The organism is Sorangium sp. So ce1153, assembly GCF_051521595.1.
In the GTDB taxonomy this organism is placed as follows: Bacteria; Myxococcota_A; Polyangia; order Polyangiales; family Polyangiaceae; genus Sorangium.
Genome location: NZ_CP150361.1, coordinates 296022 through 322976, shown reverse-complemented (window position 1 = coordinate 322976; position 26955 = coordinate 296022). Strand labels below are relative to the sequence as shown.

Below are 26955 nucleotides of genomic sequence, written 5' to 3'. Positions count from 1 at the left end.
CGTCGCGCCCGATATTTGTGCGCCCGGTGGACGCCACGGCGGCGGCGTCGCGCGCTTCGCACGCTCAAATCCAGTCGTGACGCCAGTTTGAACGGCGCGGAGGTTCGCGTTACAGTGGCGCCCTTCGACGAGGGGGCGTGACGATCCGTCGAAGCGAACGCTGCCGGCGACCTGATGGAGGTGAACGGATGCGGACCTATGTGCTTGATCTCCAGGAGATCGATCGAACGAAGGCCAGGGTGGTCGGGGGGAAGGGCGCGAACCTGGGGGAGCTCGCCAGGCTCGAGGGGATCCGCGTGCCCGCTGGCTTTTGCGTCACGACCGAGGCGTTCCAGCGGGTCATGGGAGGAGCGCCGTCGATCGGCGGGTTGCTCGATCGGTTGTCGTTGCTCGGGGTGGAAGACCGGCACGGGATCCGCGAGCTCAGCGGCGAGCTGCGTCGGATCATCGAGGGGACAGCTGTCCCTGAGGACCTGCAAGAGGCGCTCATCCAGGCTCTTTCCAGGCTGGGCGCGGGCGATGCCTACGCCGTGAGGTCCAGCGCGACGGCGGAGGATTTGCCGGGGGCTTCCTTCGCGGGCCAGCAGGATACGTACCTGAACGTCCTCGGGACGCAGGCGATCCTGCAGCACGTCCGCCGGTGCTGGGCATCGCTCTTCACCGAGCGGGCGGTGACCTACCGGATCCAACACGGCTTCGACCACCGCAAGGTCCACATGGCGGTGGTCGTGCAGAAGATGGTCTTCCCGCAGGCGGCCGGGATCTTGTTCACGGCCGATCCCGTCACGTCGAACCGGAAGGTGTCGTCGATCGAGGCTGGCTTCGGCCTCGGGGAGGCCCTGGTCTCCGGCCTGGCGAGCGCCGACGGCTACAAGGTGCGGAACGGCCACGTCATCGAGAAGACGGTCGCCACCAAGAAGCTGGCTACCTGTGCCGTGGAGGAGGGCGGCACCGAAGAACGGGCGATCGAGCCCGAGCGGCAGAACCGGCCCGTGCTGTCGGACGAGCAGATCCTGCGGCTCGAGCGCCTGGGCCGGCGGATCGAAGGGCACTTCGGCCACCCCCAGGACATCGAGTGGTGCCTGGCCGAGGACGAGATCCACGTCGTCCAGAGCCGGCCCATCACGACCCTGTATCCCGTCCCTGACGCGGGTGATCAGGGCAACCACGTCTTCCTGTCCGTCGGCCATCAACAGATGATGACCGACCCCATGAAGCCCCTGGGGCTGTCCTTTTTCCAGTCGGCCGCCGCTGGACGCATGATTGCAGCGGGCGGGAGGTTGTTCGTCGATGCCACGAAGCAGCTGGCCTCACCGGCCAGCCGGGATGCCCTCCTGGATCTCGTGGGGCGCTCGGCGCCGCTCATCAAGGACGCCCTCTTGACCATCATCGAGCGCGGAGACTTCATCGAGCCCTTGCCCGACGCCCCGACGGCCTCGCGTCCCGGCCAGGGCAAGCAAGGCGTGGCGCTCCCGGGCTTCGACGCGCAGGTCGACGACGACCCGGCGATCGTCGCGGATCTGATCGAGCGCAGCCAGGCGGCGCTCGAGGAGCTGAAGCGCGACATCCGGACCAGGACCGGAACGGCGTTGTTCGACTTCATCCGGGAGGACGTCCAGCGCTCGAAGAAGTCCTTGTTCGATCCACGGAGCATGGGCGTGATCATGGCGGGCATGAACGCTTATTGGTGGCTCAACGAGAAGATGATGGCGTGGCTCGGCGAGAAGAACGTCGCGGATACGCTCTCCCAGTCCGTGTCGAACAACATCACGTCGGAGATGGGCCTGGAGCTGTTGGATGTCGCCGACGTGATCCGTCCTTACCCGGGCGTGGTCGCTTACTTGCAGGACGTGAAGCACGATAACTTCCTGGACGACCTGGTCGGGCTCGACGGTGGGCGGGAAGCCCGGGACGCCATCCGGGCTTACCTCCACAAATACGGCATGCGATGTGCCGGGGAGATCGACATCACGAGGGCCCGCTGGAGCGAGAAGCCGACGACCCTGGTCCCCTCGATCCTGAGCAACATCAAGAACTTCGAGCCGCGTGCCGGCAAGCGGAGGTTCGAGCAGGGGCGGCAGGAGGCCTTGCAGCGAGCGCGAGAGTTGCTCGACCGGTTGAGGCAGCTGCCGGATGGGGAGCAGAAGGCCAGCGAAGCCCAGCGGATGATCGACCGGCTCCGGAACTTCATCGGTTATCGCGAGTACCCGAAGTACAGCATCGTCAGTCGCTACTTCGTCTACAAACAGGCCATGCTGCAAGAAGCCGAGCGGCTCGTGCAGGCCAACGTGCTCCGCGACGTCGAGGACATCTATTACCTCACGTTCGACGAGCTTCACGAGGTCGTGCGCACGCACCAGCTGGACGATCAGGTCGTCAGCCAGCGGAAAGCCGAACACGAGCTCAACAAGAAGCTCGCGCCACCGAGCGTCATCACGTCCGACGGGGAGATCGTGACAGGCGCGTACAAACGAGCCGATCTCCCCGCCGGTGCCATCGTCGGGTTACCGGTCTCCTCCGGCGTCGTCGAGGGACGAGCCCGCGTCCTCTCGGACATGGCCGATGCGGTTCTGGAGGCGGGGGACATCCTGGTCACCGCCTTCACCGACCCCAGCTGGACGCCCTTGTTCGTGTCCATCAAGGGCCTGGTGACCGAGGTGGGGGGCCTGATGACCCATGGCGCGGTGATCGCCCGGGAATACGGCTTGCCGGCCGTCGTCGGCGTGGACAGTGCGACGAGGTTGATCCGGGATGGGCAACGCATCCGCGTGAACGGGACAGATGGGTATGTCGAGATCCTGACCTGAGGAGGGTGCGGCGTCCCGCTTGCTCCCGACTTCCCGTGCGGCGTTCCTTGACGGCCTCGACGATCGCCTGGATATGCTGCCGCATGAGATCCGCGGCGCTCGCGCTCCTCGTCGGGGCCGCGCTGGGCACCTTCGCTCGTCCTGCCGATGCGGCGCCGCGCACCTCGTCGCTCGCGTGGGTGCGGATGCCTGGGGCCGAGGCGTGCGTCGACGCGCGGACGCTCGCGCTCGCCGTGGAGCGGCGGCTCGGGCGGGCCGCGTTCGTGCCGCCCACCCTCGGCGACATGGCCATCGAGGGGCGGATCGAGCGCTCGCGGGAGGCCGGCGTCTGGCGGGCGACGGTACGGGTGTTCGGCGCGGGCGGGACGGCGATCGGGTCGCGGGAGATCGAGGCCGATCAGGTCGATTGCCGGGCCATCGACGATCAGCTCGAGCTCGTGATCGCGTTGCTCGTCGACCCCGACGCCGCGCTCGTGCTCCCCCGCGCCGCCGGCAGCCCGGCCGCGAGCGCCGGCGGGGGCGCGCCGGGCGCGGGCGCGGCGGTGCGGCCCGCCCCGCTACCTCCTGCCGCGCCGGCGACCGCCGCGCTCCCGGCGTGCCCGCCTGCGCCAGCGGCGCCGAGCGCTCCCTGGCGGGTGGGGGGCGCGGTGGAGGCGGTGGGCGGGCTCGGGCTCCTGCCCGGGCCCGCGAGCGTCGGGGTCGGGGTGCGCGCGCACGCGACGCCGCCGCGCGGGCCGGGCTTCGAGCTGGGCGGCGTGCTGTGGGCGAGCCCGGCCGTCCGCGAGGCGCCCGGATCGCCGGCGTTCTCGCTCGCCTACGGGAGCCTGTCCGTGTGCCCCATCGAGATCGCGCGCGGCGGGACGGCGCTCTCGGGCTGCGTCGGCGCGAGGCTCGGATCGCTGCGCGTCGAGGGGTCCGCGGTGCCGAGCAGGTTCCGCCACGAGCGGCTCGTGCTCGATCTGAGCCTCCACACGCGCGCGCGGCGGCGGCTCGTGGGGCCGCTGTTCGGGGCCGTCGGGCTCGGGATCGCGGTGCCGACCGTGCAGGACGTCTATTTTTACACCGACGCTTCGGGGGCGCGGCACGATATCTTCAAGGTGTCGCCTGTGTCGGCGATCCTCGATCTCGGCCTCGGCCTCGAGCTGCCGTGACCGGGCCGCGTCGATTCTTTCAAAACGCGCCCGCCGCGCGTCCACTCACCCCAGCGCATGTCCCTGCTCGCCACCGCGCGCGAAGGCCGGCCGCACGCGATCTCCGCGCCGGGAGGCCCGGTCCCGCCCTTCGAGCAGCTCTTCTTCGATCACGCGCCGTTCGTCTGGCGCGCGCTGCGGCGGCTCGGCGTCCATGAAGCCGACGCGGAGGACGTCTGCCAGGAGGTCTTCATGATCGTCCACCGACGCCTCGCGAGCTTCGAGGGGCGATCCTCGGTCCAGACCTGGATCTACGGCATCTGCGTCCGGGTCGCGGCCGACTACCGCAAGCGCGCCCACCGGCGCCGCGAGTCCACGCGCGCCGAGCTGCCCGACCAGGTAGCGCACGAGGACCAGCACGGGGCGCTCGAGGACCATCAGGCGCGCGCGCTCCTCGACGCGTGCGTCCAGACGCTCGACGACGACAAGCGCGCGGTGTTCGTGCTCTTCGAGCTGGAGGAGCTGCCGATGACGGAGGTCGCCGAGGCGGTGGGCTGCCCGCTCCAGACGGCGTACGCGCGGCTCTACGCGGCGCGCCGGGTGGTCGAGGCCGCCCTGCGGCGCGCCACGGCCGGGAGGAGGACGCCTTGAGCAAACCGAAGGATCCGCCGCGGCTCTTCGATGCGTCCTCGGACACGACCGACGCCGTGCGCGCCGTCCTGCGCGCGGGTCAGCGCGAGCGCCCCGGGCTTTCCGACCTCGCCCGCCTCGCCGCGCGCCTCCCGCTCGGGCCGCTCCCGCCGCCGGCCGCCTCGCCGCCGGACGCCTCGCCGCCGGACGCCTCGCCGCCGCCGGCCGGGGCGCCTCAGGTCGCTTCGCTTCCCCCGTCGCCTCCGCTCGCGCCCGGGCATCTCACCGCGGCCGCCGCGGGGCCTTCCCTGGCCTCCAGCGCGCTCCTCGGTGCGCTCCTCGGCCTCGGCGTCGTGGGCGGCGTGTGGTGGCGCGACGCCGCCACGGCGCCGCGCGACGCCGCGCCCGGCGCCATCGCGAGCGCCGCTCGGTCGAGCGTCGCCGCGCCCACGCCCCCTCCCCCGCCGCCCGCGGAGCCCGGCCTCGACGGCGCCGGGCACGCTGGATCCGCGGCCGGTCGCGGCGGGGCGCGCGAGCCCTCGAGCGCGGTCGCGCCGCGCGACGAGCGCCTCCCGCGCGCGAGCGCCGCCGCGCCGCGCGACGAGGAGGCGGCGATCCCCGCGCCGGGCGCGCCGAGCGGCGGGGCTCCCCCGAGCGCGAGCCCTCCTCCGGCCGCCGCCGCCGGGGAGGCGGAGACCGAGGTCCAGCTGCTCTATCGCGCGCAGGGCGCGCTCGCCGCCGACGCTGGTTCGGCGCTCGCGCTCACGGTCGAGCACGCGCGGCGCTTCCCCACCGGCGCGCTCGGTCAAGAGCGCGAGATCATCGCCATCCGCGCCCTGCTCGCCCTCGGCCGCGCGGCCGAGGCGCGCGCCCGCGCCGCGAGCCTGCTCGAGCGGTTCCCCGGCTCCGCGTACCGCGGCAGGCTCGAATCGCTCGGCCTCGAGGAACCCTCTTCAAAAGATTGAGCCGATCTCTCCACGTACCCGGTGACCGCACGACGCGGTCCTTTCGATGGAGATGACCCATGTCGAACCGCTCCTCCTCTCGCGCCTCTCGCGCCTCCCTCCCCCGGCGCGCCGCGGACCTCTTCCTTCTCGCTGCGCTCGCGGCGGCCTCGCCGCTCCTCGGCGGCTGCGGGCTGGAGCTCCAGATTGGCGACGAGCCCAGCGAGGGTGGTCCCGATACCGCGACGGGCGCGGGCGGCGCCCCGCCGGGCACCACCGCCGCGACGGGCATTGGCAGCGGAGACACCACCGCGACGGGCACGGGCGGCGCCCCGCCGGGCACCACCGCCGCGACGGGCACGGGCGGCTCCCCGCCAGCCACCACCGCCGCGACGGGCATGGGCGGCGGGGACACCACCGCGACGGGCACGGGCGGCGGAGGAGGGAGCCTCCCAGGCAAGCCGACCGATCCGGAGTGCGCGGACTCCGTCGCCTATCTCGCGCCGATCCAGGTGAAGACCCAGGCGCAGCTCGACGCGCTGCCGCTCATCCACAGCGCGGGCGACGTCGCGATCGACGGCAGCGTCGAGGACCTCCAGCACCTCAGGTGCCTGACCGGGGCGAACATCGTCGAGATCACGAGCGACTCGCTCGAGGATCTGAGCGGGCTCGAGCGACTGCAGGTGGTCACGAACGACCTCACCGTCATGAACACCGAAGCCTTGCGCTCCCTCTCGGGCCTCGAAGGACTCCGTCACGTGGGCCGCTTCTTCACCATCCTTGGCAACGTCGCCCTGCTCGATCTCCACGGTCTCGAGCTTTACGTCGAGGATTCGAACTATCTCGCCATCATGGAGAATCAGCGCCTCGAGAGCCTGGACGGCCTTGGTGTCATCGACGTGCAACAGCTCTCCATCCAAGACAACCCGGCGCTCGAGCGTCTCGACGGTCTCCAGGTGGAGCGAGTCACAAACCTCGTGGTCGCTGGCAATGGCTCGCTCACGAACCTCGACGCCCTATCGTCGCTGACCGAGGTCCGCGAAGATCTCTACATCGGCCAGAATCGCGAGCTGCTGAGCATCGCCGGCCTCCACGGTCTTGCTCGGGTAGCTCAGGTAGGCATCGCCGACAACGACAAACTCCGCGATCTCGCCGGCCTGCAAAACATGAGCGAGGTACGCAATATCTACGTGAGCTGGAACGACGCGCTCGAGAACATCGACGCGCTCGCGGACGTCGAATTCGACGAGCTCCAGCTGGAGGACAACGCCTCGCTCACGAATATCGATGGCCTACAGAACCGCACGAGCATCGGATCGATTCTGATCACCGGCTCGCCCGGCATCACGTCCCTCCGAGCCCTGAGCAATCTGACGCGGGCAAACCTCGTTGCGATCCATGCAACGGGCGTGACGAACCTCGAGGGCCTCGAGAACGTCAAGATCGACGTGGAGCTCTCCCTCATCGACAACACAAATCTCGAGAGCCTCGCCGGTCTCAACCCCGACAATCACGTCCTCGAGGCCGTGTGGATCACGGGAAATCCGATGCTGAGCGACCTCACCGGACTCGAGGTGCTCGAGGTCGCGACGAGATACATCTACATCCTCGACAACGCACGACTCGCCTCCCTCTCGGGCCTCGACAATCTGACCTCGGTCCCCTCCCTCCTGGTCAGGCGAAACCCGATGCTGACGGACATCGCTGCGCTCGGCTCACTCGAGACCGTGGAGCAAGAGCTCTCGATCAGGGACAACGAGTCGCTTCCGGATTGCCGGGCCCAGGCCATCGCCGATCAAATCGAACCCGGCACGGTCTACATCCAGGTGACCGGCAACTACGCGGGCGGCACCTGCGACTGATCGATCCTAGACTGAGAACGTCGGGCTCCACGGGCGGCCGACCTCCGCGCGGGCGAGCGGCTCCGGACCCCGCGACGGACGCGTGGGTGACCCGGAGGCGGGCAAGCCGAACCGCCTGTACCGCCTGTGCCCGGGCGAGCCACGCCGCACACGCCGACCGCGAGCGGACGCCGCCGTGAACGACGAGCACGGCCGGCGACGCGAGGGATCTGTCTTGACACCACGTTCCATGGAGGGAGCTCCAGACGCGATCCGAAAGTCAAGCTCCTCGTGTCGGCCGTCCCACCCACCGTACAGCCACGCTGCAAGCGCTGGTGAACATAAAGCACCTCAGGCGATCCACATCCCTCCTGGAAAAGTGGCGCTGTATCAACAACGCCTCTCCAATCCAGCCCTCCTGAAAAGCAACGCTCTCTCTACAATTCATCCATGCACCAGACCGGCCGCCATCACGCCACAGCCTGCTGGAGCGGCAGCTGCCGACCCGCGAAACGCCAGCGCCGGCGCCGGCTGGCGAATGTAAGGCGATGAGGGCACGGGTGCGACAACCGCGGTTTGTCTCCGCCGGGTTTCTTATCGCTGGGCTCTTGCTAGGTTTCGCCACACACTCGTGCACGGAACGTAGTAAACCTTGCGAGTAGCGTGAACACTGCGCCGAATATCTTACCCAACACCCCGGCCGAGCTCGGTCCCGGGTCCGTGTTGGGCCGTTACGAGCTGCTGCTGCCGATCGCGGCGGGCGGCATGGCCATGGTGTGGGCGGCGCGGCTGAAGGGGACGCGCGGCTTCCAGAAGATCGTCGCCGTCAAGACGATGCTGCCGCAGCTGTCGGAGGACGACCAGTTCGAGAAGATGTTCCTCCTGGAGGCGGAGCTCGCGTCCCAGATCCGCCACCCGAACGCCGTCGAGATCCTCGATCTCGGCGAGCAGGACGGCGTGCTGTTCCTGGCGATGGAGTGGATCAACGGCGTTCCGCTCAGCCAGGTGATGAAGGTCTCGAAGCGGTGGGAGGGCGTGCCGATCCCGATCGCCGTGCGCATCGTGGTGCAGGCCTGCGCCGGCCTGCACGCCGCGCACGAGCTCAAGGACAACAGCGGCAAGCTCGTCGGCCTGGTGCACCGCGACATCTCCCCGCAGAACATCCTGGTCACGTACGACGGCACGACCAAGGTGGTCGACTTCGGCGTGGCCAAGGCCACCGCGTTCAACGACAGCACGACGCGGGCCGGCCAGCTCAAGGGCAAGGTGAGCTACACGGCGCCGGAGGCGGTGCGCGGCGACGCGATCGACCGGCGCGTCGACGTGTTCGCGATGGGCATCGTGCTCTACGTGCTCACCACCGGCCAGCACCCGTTCCGCAGGGAAAACGAGGGCGCGACGCTGTTCGCGATCTCGTCGCCGGACCCGGTGGTGGCGCCGCGCACGTTCCAGCCCGACTACCCGCCGCTGCTCGAGGCCGTGCTGATGCGCGCGCTCGAAAAAGAGCGCGACCAGCGCTACGCCACGGCCAACGAGCTGATGCGCGCGCTCGACAAGGCGCTGCCGCCCAGCCAGCGCGCCTCCGACGAGGACGTCGCCAACTTCATCCGCGAGCTGTTCGAGGAGCAGGAACAGCAAACGCGCGCGGCCCTCGCCGAAGCGCTGGAGCGCGCCGACCGCAGCCCGCCGAGCAGCAACAAGCTCGGCATCTCCGACGTGACCGGCACGAGCCACTCGACGGTGAGCGCCTTCCGCACCGTCGACATCCACCGCGCGCCCCCGGGCGAGGCCGGAAAGAGCGCGGCCGACGACGAGATCCCTCCGTTCGCGCGCTCCGGGAGCCGCGTGCTGCCCGCCGTCGTGCTCCTCTGCGTCCTCGCCGCCGGCGCGCTCGCCGCGCTGCTGCTCCGGAGCCCCGACGCGCCAGCCCCTCTCCCTTCCGCCGCCGCGCCCGCCTCCCCGTCGCCCGCGCTCCCGAACCCGGAGGCGCCGGCGCCCGCCCTCCCCAAGGCGGAGGCGCCCCCTGCGACCGAGTCCGGCGCGCCCGCTGCCTCGGCCAGCGCCGCGCCGGCGCCGGCTCCGAGCCCGGTGTCACCTGCGCGCGCAGCGCCCCGCCGTCAGGGCAAGCCCGCCGAGCAGGTCACGTCGCCGAGCCCGACGCCGACGCCCGCGACGCCCAGGTCGTGGAAGCACGATCCAGGGTTCTGACGAGCGACTCCCTCAGAACGCGCCCGAGAGGCTCGCGCCTATCTCGGATCCGCCGGCGACCGGCACGAGCTCGAGCGAGGTCTTCGCGGGCTCTTTTGGCTTCTTCTGAAGGAGCAAGATCGCTGTCGCCGTGCCGACCGCGGCGACGCCGACGCCGAGCGCCACCTGCGCGCCGTAGTGAAAGAATTTGAGGTCGTCATAACGCGACTCCATCGAGGCCGGGCACGACCTGCCGTCCGGACCGCAGGCGTCTTCCAGATCCTTGAGCGCTCCCTGGCGGAGCACGAACAGCACCCCGGAGCCGATCAGGCTCGCGGCGCCGACGCCCCCGACGACGTACGGCACCACCTTGGACGGCGGCTTCTCCGGCGCGGCGCCCGCCCGGATCAGCAGCTCTGGCGGCAGCGCTTCGAGCGTCACCTCGACGCGCGTCACCCCCTCCTCCTTCAGCTCCACCGTCCTCTGGAACGGCTTGTAGTTGGGCGCCTTGGCGGTGAGCGCGTGAGGCCCGGGATCGAGCGGCACCTCGACGCCGATGGACGAACCGCCGAGGGCGATGCCGTCGAGCGCCATGGCCGCGGAGGCCGCCCCTTTGCCGCGCACGATGACGAGCCTCGGGATCCGGGCGCGCAGCCGGCCGATCGCCTGCTCGACCTCGCCCCGGAAATCGGGCCCCACGGCGTCGGCCTCCGCGAGCGCCAGCTCGTAGCCGCCGAGCGCGGCCACGAGCCGCCCCAGGTTCTCCTCGCACACGGCGATGTGGAACCGAACCTGCGGCGTCATCCGGACCTGGCCGACCTCGCGGAACTGCTGCAGGGCCGCGGCCCAGTTGCCAGCCTGCTCGAGCTCGGTCGCCTGCTGAAACTGCGCGCGAGCTCTCTTGAGCTCATCGGCGTCCTGGGCGAGCGCGGGCGCCTCGAGCAGCAGCAGCAGCACCGCTGCGACGCGGAACATCCGTGGAAAATTCCTCATCGCTGCGACGCGGAACATTCGTAGAAAATTCCTCACCGCTGCGACGCGGAACATTCTCAGAAAATTCCTCATGCGAGGCCTACCATAGTGGCTTGCCGTCTCCGCTCCTGTCAACGAGGCGGCGCGGCCTTCGCGGCGCGCGACGCCGCGCCGCGTCGTCGTCGGAGGTGCGAGCGCGCCGGCAGAGCTCGGCGCGGCCCCTGACCTGGCTCGATTTGTGGCCGCGAAATCCGCCAGGGAATGATACTTTTGCCGTTGGATGTCGACCCAGAGCTTTCTACGTTGCTTTGCGCTGCTCCGCGCGTTCTCGGCCGCCGCGCTGACGGCGGGGATCTCCGCCGTCTCGTGCAGCGTGCCGGACTTCGAGTTCGCCGACCCCGGCCTGCCGGCACACTGTATCGACGACACGCAGTCCGACGGCGAGACGGGCCTGAACTGCGGCGGCGAGTGCGAGCCGTGCCCGCTCGGCTCCGCCTGCGCCGCGAGCCGCGACTGCGCCGAGGGCGAGTGCATCGACGGCGTCTGCCAGGAAGCGGGCTGCATGAACGACGCCCGCGACGGCTCGGAGTCGGACGTCGATTGCGGCGGCAGCTGCGACAAGAAGTGCGCGACCGGCCAGGCCTGCAACCGGGCCAGCGACTGTGAGAGCAGCGTGTGCCAGGAGGGCCTGTGCGTCGGGGCGACCTGCACCGACGGCGTGACCAACGGCACCGAGAGCGACGTCGACTGCGGCGCCGACTGCGAGGGCTGCCAGGACGGCAAGGATTGCCGCTCGAGCAAGGACTGCCTCAGCGACGATTGCATCGACGGGGTGTGCGGCCCCACCTGCTCGGATGGCTACGCCAACTGCGATCGCCAGGCCGGGGGTGAGTGCGAGGTCAACGTGCGCACCGACGTGGACAACTGCGGCAGCTGCGGCCAGAAGTGCGCGCTGCCGCACGCGACGGCCGAGTGCCAGGGAGGTGCCTGCAAGGTCCAGGCGTGCGAAGCACCTTATGCCGACTGCGACGGCGATCCCGAGAACGGCTGCGAGGTGAACACCTCGACCGACTCGAGCCACTGCGGCAGGTGCGACCTGCTGTGCCCGTCCGTGAACGGCGACGCGTATTGCGAGGGGTCGGAGTGCAAGGTCGAGTGCGACGCGGGCTTCACCGACTGCAACGGCCTGAGCGAAGACGGCTGCGAAAAGGGGATCACCCGCGACGTGCTGAACTGCGGCGAGTGCGGCCACGAGTGCATTCCCGCGGCGGGCGGCAGGCCCTGGTGCCGCAACGGCGAGTGCGGCGAGACGGTTTGCCCGGCCGGCAGGGGCGACTGCAACGGCGACCCCGAGGACAGCTGTGAGGTGAATCTGGCCGCCGATCCGCAGAACTGCGGCGCGTGCGGCGGCCTGTGCACGGTCGCCAACGGCACCGGCAAGTGCACTGCGAGCGGCTGCGCCATCGGCACCTGCGAGCCAGGCTTCTCCGACTGCGACGGCGATTACGACAACGGCTGCGAGACCAACACGGAGACGAGCCTGAGCCACTGCGGCGGCTGCGGCGAGACCTGCACCATCGCCGGCGGCACCCCCAAGTGCGAGGGCGGCGAGTGCCAGGTGAGGACCTGCAACAGCGGGATGGGCGACTGCGACGGCGATCCGGACAACGGGTGCGAGACGAACATCAACTCGAACCAGACCAACTGCGGCGCCTGCGCGGCCGCCGGCGGCGTCAACTGCAACACGATCTACGCGAACGCCACCGCGACCTGCCAGACCGGCGCGTGCGCCTTCGTCGGCTGCAGGGCGGACTACGGAAACTGCAACGGCTCGCTGACCGACGGCTGTGAGGCCAACGTCAGTACCGACGAGGGGAACTGCGGCGCCTGCGGCACCCAGTGCAACCCAATCCACACCACCAGCAACCAGTGCCTCGACGGCACCTGCAACCCGGTGTGCACGACCGCGCAGTACGACGACTGCGGGGTACCGAGGAACGGCTGCAACATCGACCTGTGGAGCGACGAGAGCAACTGCCTCGGCTGCAACCTCGTGTGCCAGAGCGGGACCAGCGCCCACGTCACCAGCAATCAATGCAGCTCGTCGGGCTGCAGCCCGGTGTGCAGCGGCCTGTGGCGCAACTGCGACGGCAACGAAATGAACGGCTGCGAGAAGGACACCTCCAGCGACATCAACGCCTGCGGCGCTTGCAACGCCCGGTGCCTCGTGGCGAACGCGAGCGCCACCGCCTGCACGGCCGGCGCCTGCGTGCCCACCTGCAACGCGGGCTGGAAGGCTTGCGGCGACACCCACGACGGCTGCACGACCCAGCTCGGCACCGCCACCAACTGCGGCGACTGCGGCCACGTGTGCTCGGGGACGAGGTCCATCTGCTCGAACGGCAACTGCGTCGTCACGCCGGACATCGTCGTCGTCAACTCGGGCACGATCGGCACCTTGAACACCATCGGGGACTCGGCGCCCCTCATCAGGGTGAACCACGCCCTGCAGTCGCCGCGGGACCACGATCGCATGGTCCTTGTCGGGGTCGTCGCCTCCGAGAACTCGCTCGTGCCGGTGAGCGTCACCTACGACGGCACGCCGATGACGCTCTTCAACACGCAGCGGGTGTCGGGCGAGAACAACGCCGCGGCGCACATCTATTACCTCCTGGACAGCCAGCTTCCGGCCGCCACCGGCAACAAGCCCGTGGTGGTGCAGATGGCGAACGCGAACACCTGGGGCGTGTACTTCGCCAACGTGGTGGAGCTGAAGGGCGCGCACCAGACGAACCCGTTCGCGAGCACCACCTCGACCGGCATCCACACCAGCGCGACGGACTGCGGCGGCACGGCGATCCGGGGGGTCAGCACCAACTTCAGCGCGAGCGGCTCGTTCGTGTACACGGTGATGGCGGCGCGCAACGCCAATACCGGCGCCACGATCAGCCCCACCGCGGCGACCTCCACCATGAACCGGCGCCTGACCGATCCGGCGACCATGGTCGCGCTGGCCGGCTACCTCGTGGGCAACTCCAACACCACGATCTCCTGGTCGATGGGCGGCTGCTGGAGCACCGCCGGCGTCGGCGTCGCCGTGCGGCGCGCCGCCCTCTGAGCACCTCGAGGCGCCACGCTCCGCGCAAGACGCTCTTCGGCGCGGAGGACATGGGGAGAGCACGGCCTCGCTCGCCCCCGAACCGAGGGCGCCGCCGATCGACAGGGCGGCTGTCGCGCGCCTCGCGGCTGGGCCGCGGGACGCGCGACGTGGATCAAGGGCCGACGTCCACGGCCTCGAGGCCGTAGCGCCCGGAGGAGCAGAGCGCGCGGTCGCCGGAGAGCGTCGCGTGGACCACGTACGCGGAGAGCTCGCCCTTCTTCTCGAACGAAAGCGCCGTGAGGTCCGTCGCGTCGAGGACGGAGAGCCCGGGATCGTCGTTGTTGATGACGAGGAGGCGCGCCCCGTCCGCGAGGAGCAGCGCCCCAGAGTGACGGTCGACCCCCGCGACTTCCTGCGTCGCCGTCTGCAGGCTGCCCTCCCGCAGCCCGCCGGCCACGAGGATCGCGGGCATTGCGCCGGGGGTGCCGTCCTCCACCGAGCCGTCCTCCACCGACAGGAACGCGCGGTCCTCGCCGGCGAGCGCCTGCACGACCGCCACGGTGTCGCCCACGGGACGCTCGTCCCGGAGCTGCGCGCTCGTGTCGCCGAGGTCGAGGAGCTTGAGCGCCCTTCGCGTGCCCCTGCACACGCCCGGCCCCGCGTCGTCGCCCGCGACCTCCGGCGTGAACGCCGGGTTCGACGCGAAGGCGCGAGCACACGCCTCCCGCCCCGTCACCGGGGTCTCGACGTTCTCGTAATCCATCGTGAGCAGCCGGCCGGACGCGCCATCGAACGCGAGCAGCGAGCCGGGCACATTGACCGACGCCCGCACCACCGGCGAGGACGGGTCCGCGACGTCGACGCGATCGAGATAGAAGCGCGCCCTGGAGGGGTCGTCGGGCAGCGGCACCCAGCGCGAGACGAGCACGGTGGTGCCGTCGATCTGGAGGCCCGCGTGGCCGGCGCCCTCCGGGAGCTCCACCGAGCTGTGCCGCGGGTTCAGCGGGTCGGAGAGGTCGAGCAGCTCGAGCCATGCCTCGTGAGGCGGCCGCGCCGACTCGTCATGATAGGTGCCGTCATCGCTGGCGTGACGGATCACGAGGGTGCTGCCGGCCTGCACCACCGGGCTGCCCGCGGACACGACGGCTCCGAGACGATCGGTGTAGTACAGCGCGCCGGGGCTGAAGGGCAGATCGCGCTGGGCGACCACGCGCGGGGCAGCCGGGTCCCCGACATCGACGATCGCGAGGTGCGTGGACGCGGAACCCGACGTGGACGAGAGCACATAGACGTGCTGCCCGTGCGCGAAGAGCCGGGCGTTGGCGAACTCGCCGTGGCAGGCGGGGTCATCCGCGAACAGCGCCGCGTGGTCGAGCCTGGCGATCGGCTCGGCGAGTCCCGGGCTCTCGGCCGACGCGATCTCGAGCCAGGCGCCGCCCCCCGTATCCGTGTCTGCGCCGATGCGAACCACGATGTCGCCGACAGCGACCGTGCTGCTGGCGAGCGTCGCGAGCGCGATACCGGCGACCCTGGCCGGGGCGCCGCGGTCCTCGATGCCGAAGGCCTCGACGCCCAGGTCGGAGACGGCGACGAGCCGCTCCCCGGTGGCGACGACGCGCCGCGACTGTGCGCGCGTGGCGGCGGCGCCGCGCTTCGCGAGGGTGTCGCGCGTGAAATCGACGAGCTGGATGCCCGTCGTGAGGGTGCTGCATTCGGCCTCGAAACCCGTCTCGCGGTAGGGCACGGCGAGGGTGCCCAGGCCGTCGAAGAACGCGAGCGCTTCGTGGATGCGGTCGCGCTCCTCGACGACGCGCGCGTGACGGCCGCCGAAGGCGACGCGCTCCAGCAGCGTGGGATTCGCGAGATCGGAGACGTCGAAGAGCGAGACGTGCAGGGGCCGCTCGCCTGCGGCGTGATCGGCCCCGAGGGCGAACAGGCGATCTCCGCGCGGCTCCACGTGGTAGACCGTGCCGGGTACGGCGATCCCGCCGGCCTGGGCGGGGTGCGCCGGGTCGCTCAGGTCGACGAGGAGCACGGGGGTCGTCGGCTGCGGCGCGATCGCGTAGGCGCGGTCGCCGTCGAAGTGGACCGAGCGCAGCTCCGCCGCCGGGGGCAGGTCGAGCTCGGTCGCGCCGAGGGGCGCGATGTCCTGCGAGGACGCGATGGAGAAGGTGTGGATGCCGGGCTTCGCGCCGGGCTGCCAGGGGCCGGGCAGGCTGACGAAGCGGAGCACGCCGTCGTGCTCATCCACCTGCCAGGGATCCGAGATCTGGCCGGTCACCTCGACGCGCGCGCCCTCGACGAGGGCGCCGCCGGGGTCGGAGATGTCGACGACCTGGATGGTGGCGCGCCCCGCCTCCTCGCCGCCGTCCCACGCGGCGCTGGCGACATACACGCGCTCGTCGCTGACGCTCACGCTGGGCCATCCCCAGTAGCCCGAAGGGGCGCTCTCGATGAGCCTCCGCTGATCGATGACCGCGAGTTCCGACGGGTCGCCGACGGCGAGGGAGGTGACGGTGGTGTTCGGCGCGGCGGCGCACCCGAAGCAGGAGCCGTGCTCGTAGGTCACGGCGTACAGCACGTCGCCGGCGAGGCGCGCCTCGGTGAGCTTGCCCGGCAGATCGAACGAGCCGACGGGCTGGATCTCCGCTGGATCGGAGACATCCAGCGCCTCGATACGGCTCGTGAGCTCGTGGTGGGACGCGCCCGGCTGCGCGTCGGGCACGACGTGCGGCCACCCGGAGAACAGGGCGTAGATGATTCCGTCGCGCAGGTACATCGCGACGGGCGTGCCGGTCATCCGGCGGGTCCCGAGCACGTGCAGCCCGTCGAGTGAGGCGTCGATGACGGTGAGCCCCGAGTACTGCGACATCGCGTAGAGCCTGCCGTCCTGCTCCTGGACGATATCGGCGTCGCGGAGCGTGCGCTCCGCGATCGCTCCGCCGCGCGGCGGCACCGGCCCCGCGTTCGGGCCGCCGCCGTCTCCCTCCGGGTCCGAGCCAGGGTCGCCCGGGCCATCATCCGCCGGACCGTCGCCGCGGGGGACCGTTGGATTGCCAGAGATGAAGTCGGTCTGCTCAGGAGGGCTGGATGCTCCGTCACCGTGCATGCCTCCGTTGCAACCGACAAGTCCGACGGATGCCGCTGTCGCCGCGAGGACGACCCAGCCGGCGCAGGCTCTGAACAGGATGATCAATGGGCACCTCTCTTCGACAGCAAGACGCAGGACCTCGCGCCTGCGTCGATGCAAGCGCGTCGCGTGCTGGCACATTTTTGCAAGCAGCGAGCCAGGCTCTTCTCGCGATGAAATGCGCGCTTCCGCTGCGTGAGTCCATCGTGTGCCACGATGCCCCACAGATTCCCGCCGCGATCGTGGCCCACGTTGGCACAATCGGACATCCTCATGATGCGAACCGACCTGCCACGCGCGGGGTAGGCCGCCTCCGCGAGGGCAGCGTCCGTCATGCCGAGAGCGGCAGCGGCTTCCGCGGCACAAGCAGAGGCGATGACCCGTTGTTCTGTCTCGCGGCCAGGGAATCCCCTCATGTTGCAGCCATTTCCAACGGAGAAATCGAACAGGGAGTCGGGGAGACAGGGAGTATTTTGAAGATCTTCCTCCGCTTCTCCCGCGCGAGCGCAGCTGGCCTGATGCCCTGAGGGGTGTTCCGCGAACGAGTTGACGACGCGCGCGGAGGACCGTAGCTTCCGGGGCCGAATGGCACCAGGCGGTTATCTCGAGCGAATCCTGCGCGCCCGCGTCTACGACGTGGCCCAAGAAAGCCCCCTGGAGGATGCGCCGCGGCTCTCCGCGCGCCTGGGCAATCGCGTCCTGATCAAGCGCGAGGACCTGCAGCCCGTCTTCTCCTTCAAGCTGCGCGGCGCCTACAACAAGATCTCCTCGCTGAGCGCGGCCGAGAAGGCGCGCGGCGTGATCGCCGCCTCCGCGGGCAACCACGCGCAGGGGGTGGCCCTCGCCGCGCAGCGGCTCGGCATCCGCGCCTGCATCGTGATGCCGACAACGACTCCCCGGATCAAGGTCGACGCCGTGCGCGCGCTCGGCGCGGAGATCGAGCTGATCGGGGATTCCTACGACGAAGCCTATGCCCACGCCAAGACGCTCGAAGAGAGCGAGGGGCTGACCTTCGTGCACCCGTACGACGACCCGGACGTGATCGCGGGTCAGGGCACCATCGCCATGGAGATCATGCGCCAGCACCGCGGATCGCTGGACGCCATCTTCGTGCCCGTGGGCGGCGGCGGGCTGATCGCCGGCATCGGCGCGTATATCAAGCACCTGTACCCGGAGATCAAGGTCATCGGCGTGGAGCCGGACGACGCCGCGTGTCTGCGCGCGGCGCTCGACGCGGGCGAGCGGGTACGGCTGACTCAGGTCGGGCTGTTCGCCGACGGCGTGGCGGTCCGTCAGGTGGGCGAGGAGCCGTTTCGCATCGCCCGACGGTGCGTGGACGACGTCATCGTGGTGGACACCGACGCCATCTGCGCCGCCATCAAGGACATCTTCGACGACACGCGCTCGATCGCCGAGCCGTCAGGCGCGCTGGCGGTCGCGGGCCTCAAGGCGTACGTCGAGCGCGAGGGCCTGAGCGGAAAGACGCTGGTGGCGATCCACAGCGGCGCGAACATGAACTTCGACCGCCTGCGGCACGTGGTCGAGCGGGCGGAGCTCGGCGAGCAGCGCGAGGCGCTGTTCGCGGTCACCATCCCGGAGCGACCGGGCGCGTTCCGCGAGTTCTGCCAGCTGCTCGGGCGCGCGACCATCACGGAGTTCAACTACCGCTTTGGACGCGCGGACGAGGCGCAGATCTTCGTCGGCGTGGGCCTGTCCCACGGGCGCAAGCAGCGCGACGAGGTGCTGGAGCGCCTCCACGCCGCCAGGCTGCCGGTCATCGACCTCAGCATGGACGAGATGGCCAAGCTGCACGTGCGCTACATGGTCGGCGGGCGCGCCCCGACGGCGGACGAGCGGCTCCTACGCTTCGAGTTCCCGGAGCGCCCCGGGGCGCTGATGCAGTTCCTCACGCACATCGGCGGGCGCTGGAACATCAGCCTGTTCCACTACCGCAACCACGGCGCCGCGTTCGGGCGAGTCCTCGCCGCCTTGCAGGTCCCGGAGCCCGAATACGACGAGTTCGACCGTTTCCTCACCGAGCTCGGCTATCCGTGCATCGAGGAGACCAAGAATGCGGCCTATCAGCTCTTCTTGAGATGATGAAGCGCTGAAAGCCCGACCCCCCGCTGCGTCGTCGGGCTTTCGAGCACCTGTCCCGTGCGGCGGCCGGCACGACGTTGCGCGGGCTATCCTCGCCACGCGCCGTCCACGCGGGGCTGAATATGGACGGGAACTCCACGGCTTCCTGTCCGCCGCGGCGGTCGCTTTGTCTTGACAGCCAAGTCGCTGGGGCCGCTATCGTCTAGCGTGCGTTCAGCCTCACGCTTGCACCGCCTCGCCCCCGCCCTGCTCGTCGCGCCGCTGGCCGCGGCGCTCGGATGCAATGGCGCCGACGCCCCACGAAGCCGCGCAAAGGAGCACGGCATCGGGGCGGCTGCCGCCGCGCTCACGGCGCCACGCTGGGACGTGGCGCCGCCGATGAACGTCGCCCGGAGCAGGCACACGGCGACACGTTTGCTCGACGGGAAGGTCCTCGTGGCCGGCGGAGCGAGCGCCACGGCCGAGGTGTACGACCCCGACACGACCACATGGACGCTCGTCGCGTCGATGAGCACGCCGCACACCGGCCATACCGCGACGCTCCTTCCGGACGGCAGGGTCGTCGTGGCCGGCGGGATGACCGACGCCGTCGAGATCTACGACCCCGCCACGGGTGCATGGACGCCTGCCGCGCCGCTCCTCACGCCGCGAGAGCGCCACACCGCGACGCTCCTGCCCGATGGCCGGGTCCTCGTGGCCGCCGGTGAGTTCGAGGAGTGGGTGATGAGCTCGAGCGAGATCTACGATCCCGCCACGGATACGTGGACCGACGCGGGGTCGATGGCGCGGGCGCGCTCTTCCCACACGGCCGCGCTCTTGCCGGACGGCAAGGTCCTCGTGGTGGCCGGGGTGGGCCCCTCCGGCGACCCCATCGGCAGCGCGGAGCGCTACGATCCGGGCACGGGCACGTGGACCGCCGCGGGCTCGATCCAGAACCGGGAAGGGCACACCGCGACGCTCCTCGGGAATGGCAAGGTGCTCGTCGCCGGCGGCTACACCGATTATGGCGGTGAGGGGTTCACCTCCACGAACCGCAGCGCGGCGCTCTACGATCCGGTGACCAACGCCTGGACGAACGCGACGCCGATGAACGTCACCCATTACAGGCACACGGCCACGCTGCTCGCGGATGGCCGGGTGCTGGTCGCCGGCGGCGGCGCGCTCACGGAGGTCTACGATCCGGCGAGCGGGAGGTGGTCGCTCGGCAAGTACCTGAACGCGGACCGGAGCGGCCACACCGCCACGGCGCTGGCAGACGGGCGGGTGCTCGTGGCCGGCGGCGGGAGCGCGAGCGTCGAGCGGCTCACCCTCGCGGACCCGGGCGCTCCTTGCCTCTTCGCGGGCGAATGCGCGAGCGGCTTCTGCGCCGACGGTGTCTGCTGCGATACCGCGTGTGACGCGGGCTCGTGTGACGCGTGCGCGGTGACCGCGGGCGCGTCGGCGAACGGCACCTGCACCCCGCTGAGCGGCGCCGTTTGCGGCAGCGCCGACGGCTGCACGGCGAACGGCGTCTGCCAGGCGGGGGCTTGCGTCGGGGATGTGCCGGTCGGCTGTGAGCCCGCGTGGACGCCGGCCGGGAGCATGCCCGTGCCGCGGCACGACGGCACGTGGGCCGAGCTCGCCGATGGCCGCGTGCTCGTGGCCGGCGGGTACGACAACGACTGGAACGATACCCTGTCCGCGAACATCTACGATCCGGCGACGAACGCCTGGAGCGACGTCGCGCCGCTCTCTCGCGCGCGCCGCACGCCCGCGTCGATCCGGGTCTCGACCGGCGAGATCCTCGTCGTGGGCGGTGATTCTCCGTCGACGGCCGAGGCATACGATCCGGCGAGCACTGCATGGACGCTCACCGGCACCATGGTCGCGCACCACGATCCGAGCGTCGCGCTCGTGCGGCTCCCCGGCGATCGTGTCCTCGTCGTGGGCGGCGGGACGGCGGTCGCCGAGCTTTACGATCCGACGACGAGATCCTGGTCTGCGACGGGCTCGCTCGGCGCGTCGCGCTCGCGGCATTCGGCGGTCCTCTTGCACGACGGCAGGGTGCTTGTGAGCGGCGGCGCGGGCGACCCGGCGACGGCGGAGCTCTACGACCCGGCCACGGGGACGTTCTCCCCGGCCGGGACGCTGACCTTCGCGCATTCCGGGCACAAGGCGACGAGGCTGCTCGACGGCAGCGTGCTCGTGGTGAGCGGCGACGGCGCCGATCGGTATGACCCGGCCACGAATACATGGACGCCCACGCAGGCGTTGCTCGTGCCGCCCGCCGACTTCACCGCGGTGCTGCTCGGCGATGGTCGGGTGCTGGTCACGGGCGCGCAGAACTTCCCGCACGCGCAGGTCTACGAGCCGGCGACGAATGATTGGACCGTGACCGGCCCCCTGGACGTCGCGCGCCGACGTCACACGGCCACGCTGCTCGGGAACGGAATGGTGCTCATCGCGGGCGGCAAGGAATGGACGGGCGGCAGCGAGTGCACCCTCCGCGGCGCCGCGGTGTACAACCCCGTGACGAATGGCTGGTCGACGGTGCAGAACATGAGCAGGCTACGCGACGCGCCGTGGTCCGTGCTGCTCGAGGGCAATCGCGTCCTGGTCTTCGGGGGGTTGCTGGCGGGTTGTTCGTCCGGAGACGGCGACCCCGAGGCGCATGGAAGCGCGGAGATTTACGAGGGCGGCGTCACCCCGGAGGGCAGCGGCGGAAGCGGCGGCGCGGGCGGCTCCGGTGGAGTGGGCGGCTCCGGTGGAGTGGGGGGCGCGGGCGGAATGGGCGAGGCAGGCGGCGGCGCCGGCGGCATGGCCGGCTCCGGCGGCATGGCCGGCTCCGGTGGTCAGGGCGGTCAGGGCGGCGTGACCGGCTCCGGCGGTCAGGGCGGTCAGGGCGGTCAGGGCGGCGTGACCGGCTCAGGCGGTCAAGGCGGTACCGGCGGTGTGACCGGCTCCGGCGGTCAGGGCGGTCAGGGCGGCGTGACCGGCTCCGGCGGTCAGGGCGGTACCGGCGGCGTGACCGGCTCCGGCGGCGGCGAAGCGCCGGGCGGCGGCTGCCGCGCGGCCGGCGGAGCCGCGGAGAACAGCGGGCGTGGCCTCGCGGCCCTCGTGGCCCTGGGCGCCCTCTTCGCGCGCCGCCGCGGGCGCTGAAGCGCAGCAATCGATCGTTCTTTTCGTACGTTATCCGGCCCGCCCCGCGGCCCGGCCGAGGCGATCGGCCACGTGGCGGAGGACCTCGATCAGCTCCGCCGGCTCGTGCACCTCGAACTCGAACCCCATGAACCCGAGGTGGAACGCGAGCGCCTCGAGGGTCCCGCCGCCGGTGTGGACCACGCAGCGGTGCGGCTCCAGCGGCTCGACGCGCGCCGCCACGCCGGAGAGCTGCGCCGAGACGACGTCCGCGGGGGCGTGCACCGTCACGCGCGCGCGGAACTGGTACGCGTCCGTCGAGATCGACTGCGACACGTAGGCGGCCACGTCCTCCGCGGGCAGCGGGCGCGGCCTGAAGCGACCCGCCGTCCTCGGCCTGCCCTGGATTCGATCGACGCGGAACGTCCGCCATTCCTTGCGATGGAGGTCGTACGCGAGCAGGTACCAGCGGCGGCTCGTGTGCACGAGCCGGTAGGGCTCGACGACGCGCGCGCTCGCCGCGCCGCTGTAGCTGCTGTAGTCGAAGTGCAGGAGCTCGGCGTCGCGGCAGGCGTTCGCCATCGCGGCGAGCGCGTCCGCGTCGAAGGTGGGCCCGCCGTCGCCCAGCCGCACGCTCACGGCCTCGAGCGCGCTCACCTTGCGCCGGAGCCGCTTCGGGAGCACCTGATCGAGCTTCGCGAGCGCGCGCACCGCCGCCTCCTCCAGCCCCTTCACGGGCCCGGTCGCCGCGGCGCGCAGCCCGACAGCGACGGCCACCGCCTCGTCGTCCTCGAGCGGGAGCGGCGGCAGCTCCTTGCCGGCGCCGAGCTGGTACCCGCCGCCGGTGCCCGTGGCGGCGTGCACCGGGTACCCGAGGCTCCGGAGCCGGTCCACGTCGCGCCGGACGCTGCGCTCGGTGATCTCGAGCTCGCGGGCGAGCTCCCCGCCCGTCCAGAAGCGCCGGGCTTGCAGCAGCGACAGCACCTTCAGCAGGCGCGCGGAGGTCTGGATCACGTGCCGCTCCTCTTCCTTCCGGTTCCTTCCGGTTCCTTCCGGGATCCTTGCGGACCGAATCTGTCCGCAAGCCAGTGTAGCCTCCTCTCATCACGCGGGCGAGGCGCCCGAAGGCGCCGCGCCCCCCCGACCCCTGGAGCTTTCGCCCATGAGCAACGCCGCTTCCGCGCAAACCACGACGACCCCCGGCGCCCGGACCTACCGGGGGAGCTGCGCCTGCCGCGCCGTTCGCTTCGAGGCCGACTTCGACCCGAGCGCCGGGACGACGCAGTGCAACTGCACCATCTGCGCGAAGACGAGGTGGTGGGGCACCATCGTGAAGCCGAGCGCCTTCCGTCTCGTCGCCGGCGAGGAGGTCCTCGGCGACTTCTCGCGGTCCGAGGCCGGCCATGCCCGCTTCTGCAAGACGTGCGGTGTCCGCGTCTTCGGGCACGGAGACCTCCCGGAGCTCGGCGGGGAGTACTGCTCCGTGAACCTGAACTGCCTCGACGACGCGGATCTCTCCGGGGTCCCGGTCATGTACCTCGACGGGCTCCACAACACGTGGGAGCAGCTCGCCATCGCGCCGTACGTGGATCCGGTCACGGCGGCGAAGAGGGCCTGAAGACCTGATCCGGAGCCGGCCCGGTCGGGAGCATTTTGTTGAGCTACGGGACACGGCCCGCAGCCACTCCCCCGCGCAACCGTGTCCTCCACCTCGCTCCCCCTCGCCGGTCACCGGCTCGCGCTCGTGCGCAGCGTCCGGGTCGCCGAGCTCGACGACGCCGCGCTGGCGCGCAGCCTGATCGAGGGCGAGGCCGGCGCTCCCGCCGCGGTCTGGGACCGCTACGCCGCGGTCGTGCGCGGGCTGCTCCGCCGCGCGCTCGGGCCGGGGGGCGACATCGAGGATCTCGTCCAGGAGACGTTCCTGCTCTTCTTCCGCCAGATCAAGGGCATCCGCGACCCCGCCGCGCTCCGGCCGTTCCTGATCGGCATCGCCACGCGCGTCGCGCGGTACGACCTGCGCCGGCGCCGCCTTCGTCGCTGGATCTTTCTCACGGACGACGGCGTCATGCCGGAGGAGGCGCGGGAGGGGACCGCGCCCGAGGTCCGCCAGGCGCTCCAGCGCTTCTATCAGCTGCTCGATCGGCTGGACGACAAGGCCCGCCTCCTCTTCGCGCTCCGCAACATCCAGGGCCTGGAGCTCGCGGAAGCGGCGGAAGCGGTGGGTGTCTCGGTGGCGACCGCCAAGCGGCACCTGGCGAAGGTGACGGCGCGCCTGCATGCGATGGCCCAGGGCGATCCGGTCCTCTCGACCTACCTCGACGCCGTTCCGGAGGAGACCCAGGGTGATTGAGCGAGAGCACAGGGCCAGAGCAGAGCTCGCGCTGGAGCGGCTCGTCCACCTCGCGCGAGACAACGGTTCGGGGGAGGTGCCGGATCGCGAGCACGCGCGCGGGCGCGAGCGGATGCTGGACGCCCTCGAGCGGGACGCGCTGCCGGTCGCGCGGCGCCGGTGGTTGCTCGCCCCCGCGGTCGCCATTCCCCTGCTGGCGCTCCTCGGCGCGCTGAGGCTCTGGCCGGAACGACAGCTCGACTATCGCGTCGACGGCGCATCGGTATCGGAGAGCTACCTGAGCGCCGGGCCCGGCGGCGCGACCGCTCGCTTCAGCGACGGGACGTCGATCGCCTTCGCTCCAGGCGCCCGCGCGAGGATCGCGGCCGTGACCGCGCACGGCGCCAGCGTGAGCATCGAGGGCGGCAGCGCGCGCTTTCACGTCGCGCACCTGCCAGGCGCCGCGTGGGCCGCGGAGGCGGGGCCCTTCACGGTCACCGTGACAGGCACCGAGTTCGACCTGGCCTGGGAGGACGACCGGCTCAGGCTGACGATGCAGGAGGGGGCGGTCGTCGTCCGCGGCTCGCTCATCCCGACCGGCATCGCGCTCCGAGGGGGCCAGCGTCTCGTCGCCGACGTCGCGCGCGGGGAGGTGACCCTGAACGAGCGGCCGGGTCCGACGGGGGAGCTCGCCCCGGCAGGCTCCGGGACGCCGTCGAGCGCGGCGCCGCCGCCCGCCGCGGGCCCGGGCGCGCCTCCGGCGCACGAGCCTTCCGCGCGCGCGTCGGCTGCGGGCGAGGGCGCGGCCGGCGCCGGTGCGGCCGCCGCGAGCGCTCCTCCGGCGCGCGCCGCCGCCGCCCCGGCGCGCGCGGGAGCGAGCTTCCGCGAGCGCCTGGGCGACGGCGACTTCGCCGGGGTGATCGCCGAGGCAAAGGCGCGCGGCATCGACGAGGTGCTCGGCGCCGGCACGCTCGACGACGTCGCGTCCCTCGCGGACGCCGCCCGGTATGCGGGTCAAGCCGATCTCGCGCGGCGCGCGATGCTCGCCGAACGCGCGCGGTTCCCCGGCTCGGCGGAGGCGCGCTCGGCGGCGTTCCTGCTGGGTCGCCTCTCCGAGGCCGCCTCGCCCAGAGAGGCGGCGATGTGGTACGACCGTTATCTCACGGAGTCTCCCACGGGGCCTCTTTCGTCCGAGGCCCTCGGCAGGAAGCTCGTGGCGATGAGGGACTTCGCGGGACCGGACGCGGCGCGCGCCGTCGCGGAGGAGTACTTGAAGCGATATCCGACAGGCGCGTTCGCCGCCGTCGCCGCGGAGGTCGTCTCCGCGCGATGAGGGGGCGTCGGCTCGCCGTCGCGCTGGGCGCGGCGCTCCTGATCTCCGGCGCTGCGCGCGCGCGCGCCGAGGCGGGCACGCTCGTCGTCCTCGTGCGTCCGCCGCGGCCGAGCGAGATCGTGAGAGAGACGATCACCCGACTCTCGGCCGAGCTGCGCGCGGTCGGCTTCGCCGTCCGCGTGGCCGACGGGAGGCCCGGCGTGGAGGGTCGCACGCAGGTCGAGGGCACCGCGGGGCGCGCTGGCGGTGAGGACCAACGGTTCGCGACCATCGCGGTTCTGGAGCTGGACAGGGAGCGCGGCGCGGTCGCCGATGTGTGGATCGCGGATCACGTCACGGAGAAGACGCTGGTCCGGCGCGTCGAGCTCGGCGGGTCGAGCCGTTCGAGCGCGGCCAGCGATCTCGCGGTCCGCTCCGTCGAGCTCCTCCGCGCGAGCCTGCTGGAGCTGAGCGCGGCGCAGAAGCGGGCGTTATCGAGCGACCTGGCGCGGTGGCTCGATGTCGATCAGCCCCTCGCGGCGCCGGTCGCGCCTCTGGCCGCGCCCTCTGCGGCGTTGACGGCGCCGCCCGCGCCCTCGACAGCGCCCTCTGCGCCCTCGGCGGCGCGCGCCGGACCTCCGGCGGCGCCCGTCGAGCGCCCTCGGGCGCGACCTCCGCCGCCCGCGGCGCCGCTCACGCGCGCGCAGCGCCCTCCGCCTGCGCCCGCCGCCGGTGCCATGCTCTCGGCCGGCTTTGGCGTGCTCGCGAACGGCTTCGGCGCCGCGCCCACTCCGGTCTTCCGAGCGGGGTTCACCCCGGTCTCCGCGCTCACGGTCCGCGTCCTCTTCGCCCCCGGTATCGTGCCTGCGGTCGTGAGCGCCGAGGCCGGCGACGTCAAGATCCGGCAGACGGCGGTGGCGCTCGATCTGGCCCATACCTTCTTCGAGCGCGCCTGGATTCATCCGACGCTCGCGCTCGGCGCCGGCGTCCAGCAGCTGAAGATCGACGGCGAGGCGAGAGCTCCCTTTCACGGCGAGCACCACGCTGCGCTTGCCGTGGGGCTGACGGGCGGCGCCGGTCTCGGGGTGCGGATCTCGAGGAGCCTCGAGGCCGTGGCAGCGATCGACGCGATCGTCGGGACTCCTGAGCCGGTCGTCACCATCCTTCATGTCGAGGCCGGGCGCGCCGGCGCCGTGACGGGGATATTCACCATCGGGCTGAGCGCGACCTTCTAGCGCCTGGGCGCTTAACAGCGATCTCGCCTCCGCGATCGACGCGGCGCACTTTCGTGAGCTCTGGAGAGGGCATCGCCGCCACTACCCTGCGTGTTCGCGAGATAGTCGTTCAGGAGAACAA

16 protein-coding genes are annotated in these 26955 nt (G+C 71.4%); 13 read left to right on the top strand and 3 right to left on the bottom strand.

The window, feature by feature from the left end:
* Positions 1-188: 188 nt before the first annotated feature.
* The 6 genes from rph (at position 189) to WME85_RS01105 (ending at position 9560) form a co-directional block, all read left to right on the top strand.
* Positions 189-2807, top strand: coding sequence for a rifamycin-inactivating phosphotransferase (gene rph, locus WME85_RS01130; RefSeq protein ID WP_437834391.1), 2619 nt, complete (start codon positions 189-191; stop codon positions 2805-2807).
* Between the two features lie 83 nt (positions 2808-2890).
* Positions 2891-3958, top strand: coding sequence for a hypothetical protein (locus WME85_RS01125; RefSeq protein ID WP_437834389.1), 1068 nt, complete (start codon positions 2891-2893; stop codon positions 3956-3958).
* Positions 3959-4015: 57 nt separating this feature from the next.
* On the top strand, positions 4016-4588 hold the full coding sequence (locus WME85_RS01120; protein ID WP_437834386.1) for an RNA polymerase sigma factor: 573 nt from the start codon (positions 4016-4018) through the stop codon (positions 4586-4588).
* Positions 4585-5532 (top strand): hypothetical protein, encoded by a 948-nt coding sequence (locus tag WME85_RS01115; RefSeq protein ID WP_437834383.1) that lies wholly within the window; start codon positions 4585-4587, stop codon positions 5530-5532. The genes WME85_RS01120 and WME85_RS01115 overlap by 4 nt, the downstream gene beginning before the upstream one ends.
* 59 nt (positions 5533-5591) lie before the next feature.
* Entirely contained in the window at positions 5592-7373 is a 1782-nt protein-coding gene (locus WME85_RS01110; RefSeq protein ID WP_437834381.1) for a hypothetical protein, read from the top strand.
* Between the two features lie 699 nt (positions 7374-8072).
* The gene (locus tag WME85_RS01105; RefSeq protein ID WP_437834379.1) at positions 8073-9560 is read left to right on the top strand and encodes a serine/threonine-protein kinase; all 1488 of its coding nucleotides are present in this window, start codon (positions 8073-8075) and stop codon (positions 9558-9560) included.
* A 12-nt stretch (positions 9561-9572) separates the two neighbouring features.
* Here the strand turns inward: WME85_RS01105 and WME85_RS01100 are convergent, their stop codons facing one another.
* Positions 9573-10514 carry a PEGA domain-containing protein gene (locus tag WME85_RS01100; protein WP_437834377.1) on the bottom strand — a complete coding sequence of 314 codons (942 nt, stop codon included), beginning with the start codon at positions 10512-10514 and terminating at the stop codon, positions 9573-9575.
* 277 nt (positions 10515-10791) lie between these two features.
* Between WME85_RS01100 and WME85_RS01095 the strand changes: the two genes are divergently transcribed.
* Positions 10792-13629, top strand: a complete 2838-nt coding sequence (locus WME85_RS01095; RefSeq protein ID WP_437834376.1) for a hypothetical protein — start codon at positions 10792-10794, stop codon at positions 13627-13629.
* A 154-nt stretch (positions 13630-13783) separates the two neighbouring features.
* Here WME85_RS01095 and WME85_RS01090 read toward each other — a convergent pair whose 3' ends face one another.
* Entirely contained in the window at positions 13784-16720 is a 2937-nt protein-coding gene (locus tag WME85_RS01090) for a beta-propeller domain-containing protein (RefSeq protein WP_437834373.1), read from the bottom strand.
* 606 nt (positions 16721-17326) lie between these two features.
* On the opposite strand from WME85_RS01090, the gene ilvA reads away from it, so the two are divergent.
* Together ilvA and WME85_RS01080 are read left to right on the top strand one after the other, a co-directional pair.
* Positions 17327-18841, top strand: a complete 1515-nt coding sequence (gene ilvA, locus WME85_RS01085; protein ID WP_437834371.1) for a threonine ammonia-lyase, biosynthetic — start codon at positions 17327-17329, stop codon at positions 18839-18841.
* 225 nt (positions 18842-19066) lie between these two features.
* On the top strand, positions 19067-21979 hold the full coding sequence (locus WME85_RS01080; protein ID WP_437834368.1) for a kelch repeat-containing protein: 2913 nt from the start codon (positions 19067-19069) through the stop codon (positions 21977-21979).
* A gap of 30 nt (positions 21980-22009) precedes the next feature.
* Here the strand turns inward: WME85_RS01080 and WME85_RS01075 are convergent, their stop codons facing one another.
* Positions 22010-22972 (bottom strand): helix-turn-helix transcriptional regulator, encoded by a 963-nt coding sequence (locus WME85_RS01075; protein WP_437834366.1) that lies wholly within the window; start codon positions 22970-22972, stop codon positions 22010-22012.
* A 148-nt stretch (positions 22973-23120) separates the two neighbouring features.
* Between WME85_RS01075 and WME85_RS01070 the strand changes: the two genes are divergently transcribed.
* The 4 genes from WME85_RS01070 to WME85_RS01055 all read left to right on the top strand — a co-directional run bounded on the left by WME85_RS01070 (position 23121) and on the right by WME85_RS01055 (position 26834).
* Positions 23121-23576, top strand: coding sequence for a GFA family protein (locus WME85_RS01070; protein ID WP_437834363.1), 456 nt, complete (start codon positions 23121-23123; stop codon positions 23574-23576).
* 81 nt (positions 23577-23657) lie between these two features.
* Positions 23658-24308: an RNA polymerase sigma factor gene (locus WME85_RS01065; protein WP_437834361.1), complete on the top strand. Its 651-nt coding sequence runs from the start codon at positions 23658-23660 to the stop codon at positions 24306-24308.
* Entirely contained in the window at positions 24301-25620 is a 1320-nt protein-coding gene (locus tag WME85_RS01060; RefSeq protein WP_437834360.1) for a FecR domain-containing protein, read from the top strand. The genes WME85_RS01065 and WME85_RS01060 overlap by 8 nt, the downstream gene beginning before the upstream one ends.
* The gene (locus WME85_RS01055) at positions 25617-26834 is read left to right on the top strand and encodes a hypothetical protein (protein WP_437834358.1); all 1218 of its coding nucleotides are present in this window, start codon (positions 25617-25619) and stop codon (positions 26832-26834) included. The genes WME85_RS01060 and WME85_RS01055 overlap by 4 nt, the downstream gene beginning before the upstream one ends.
* Positions 26835-26955: the final 121 nt, after the last annotated feature.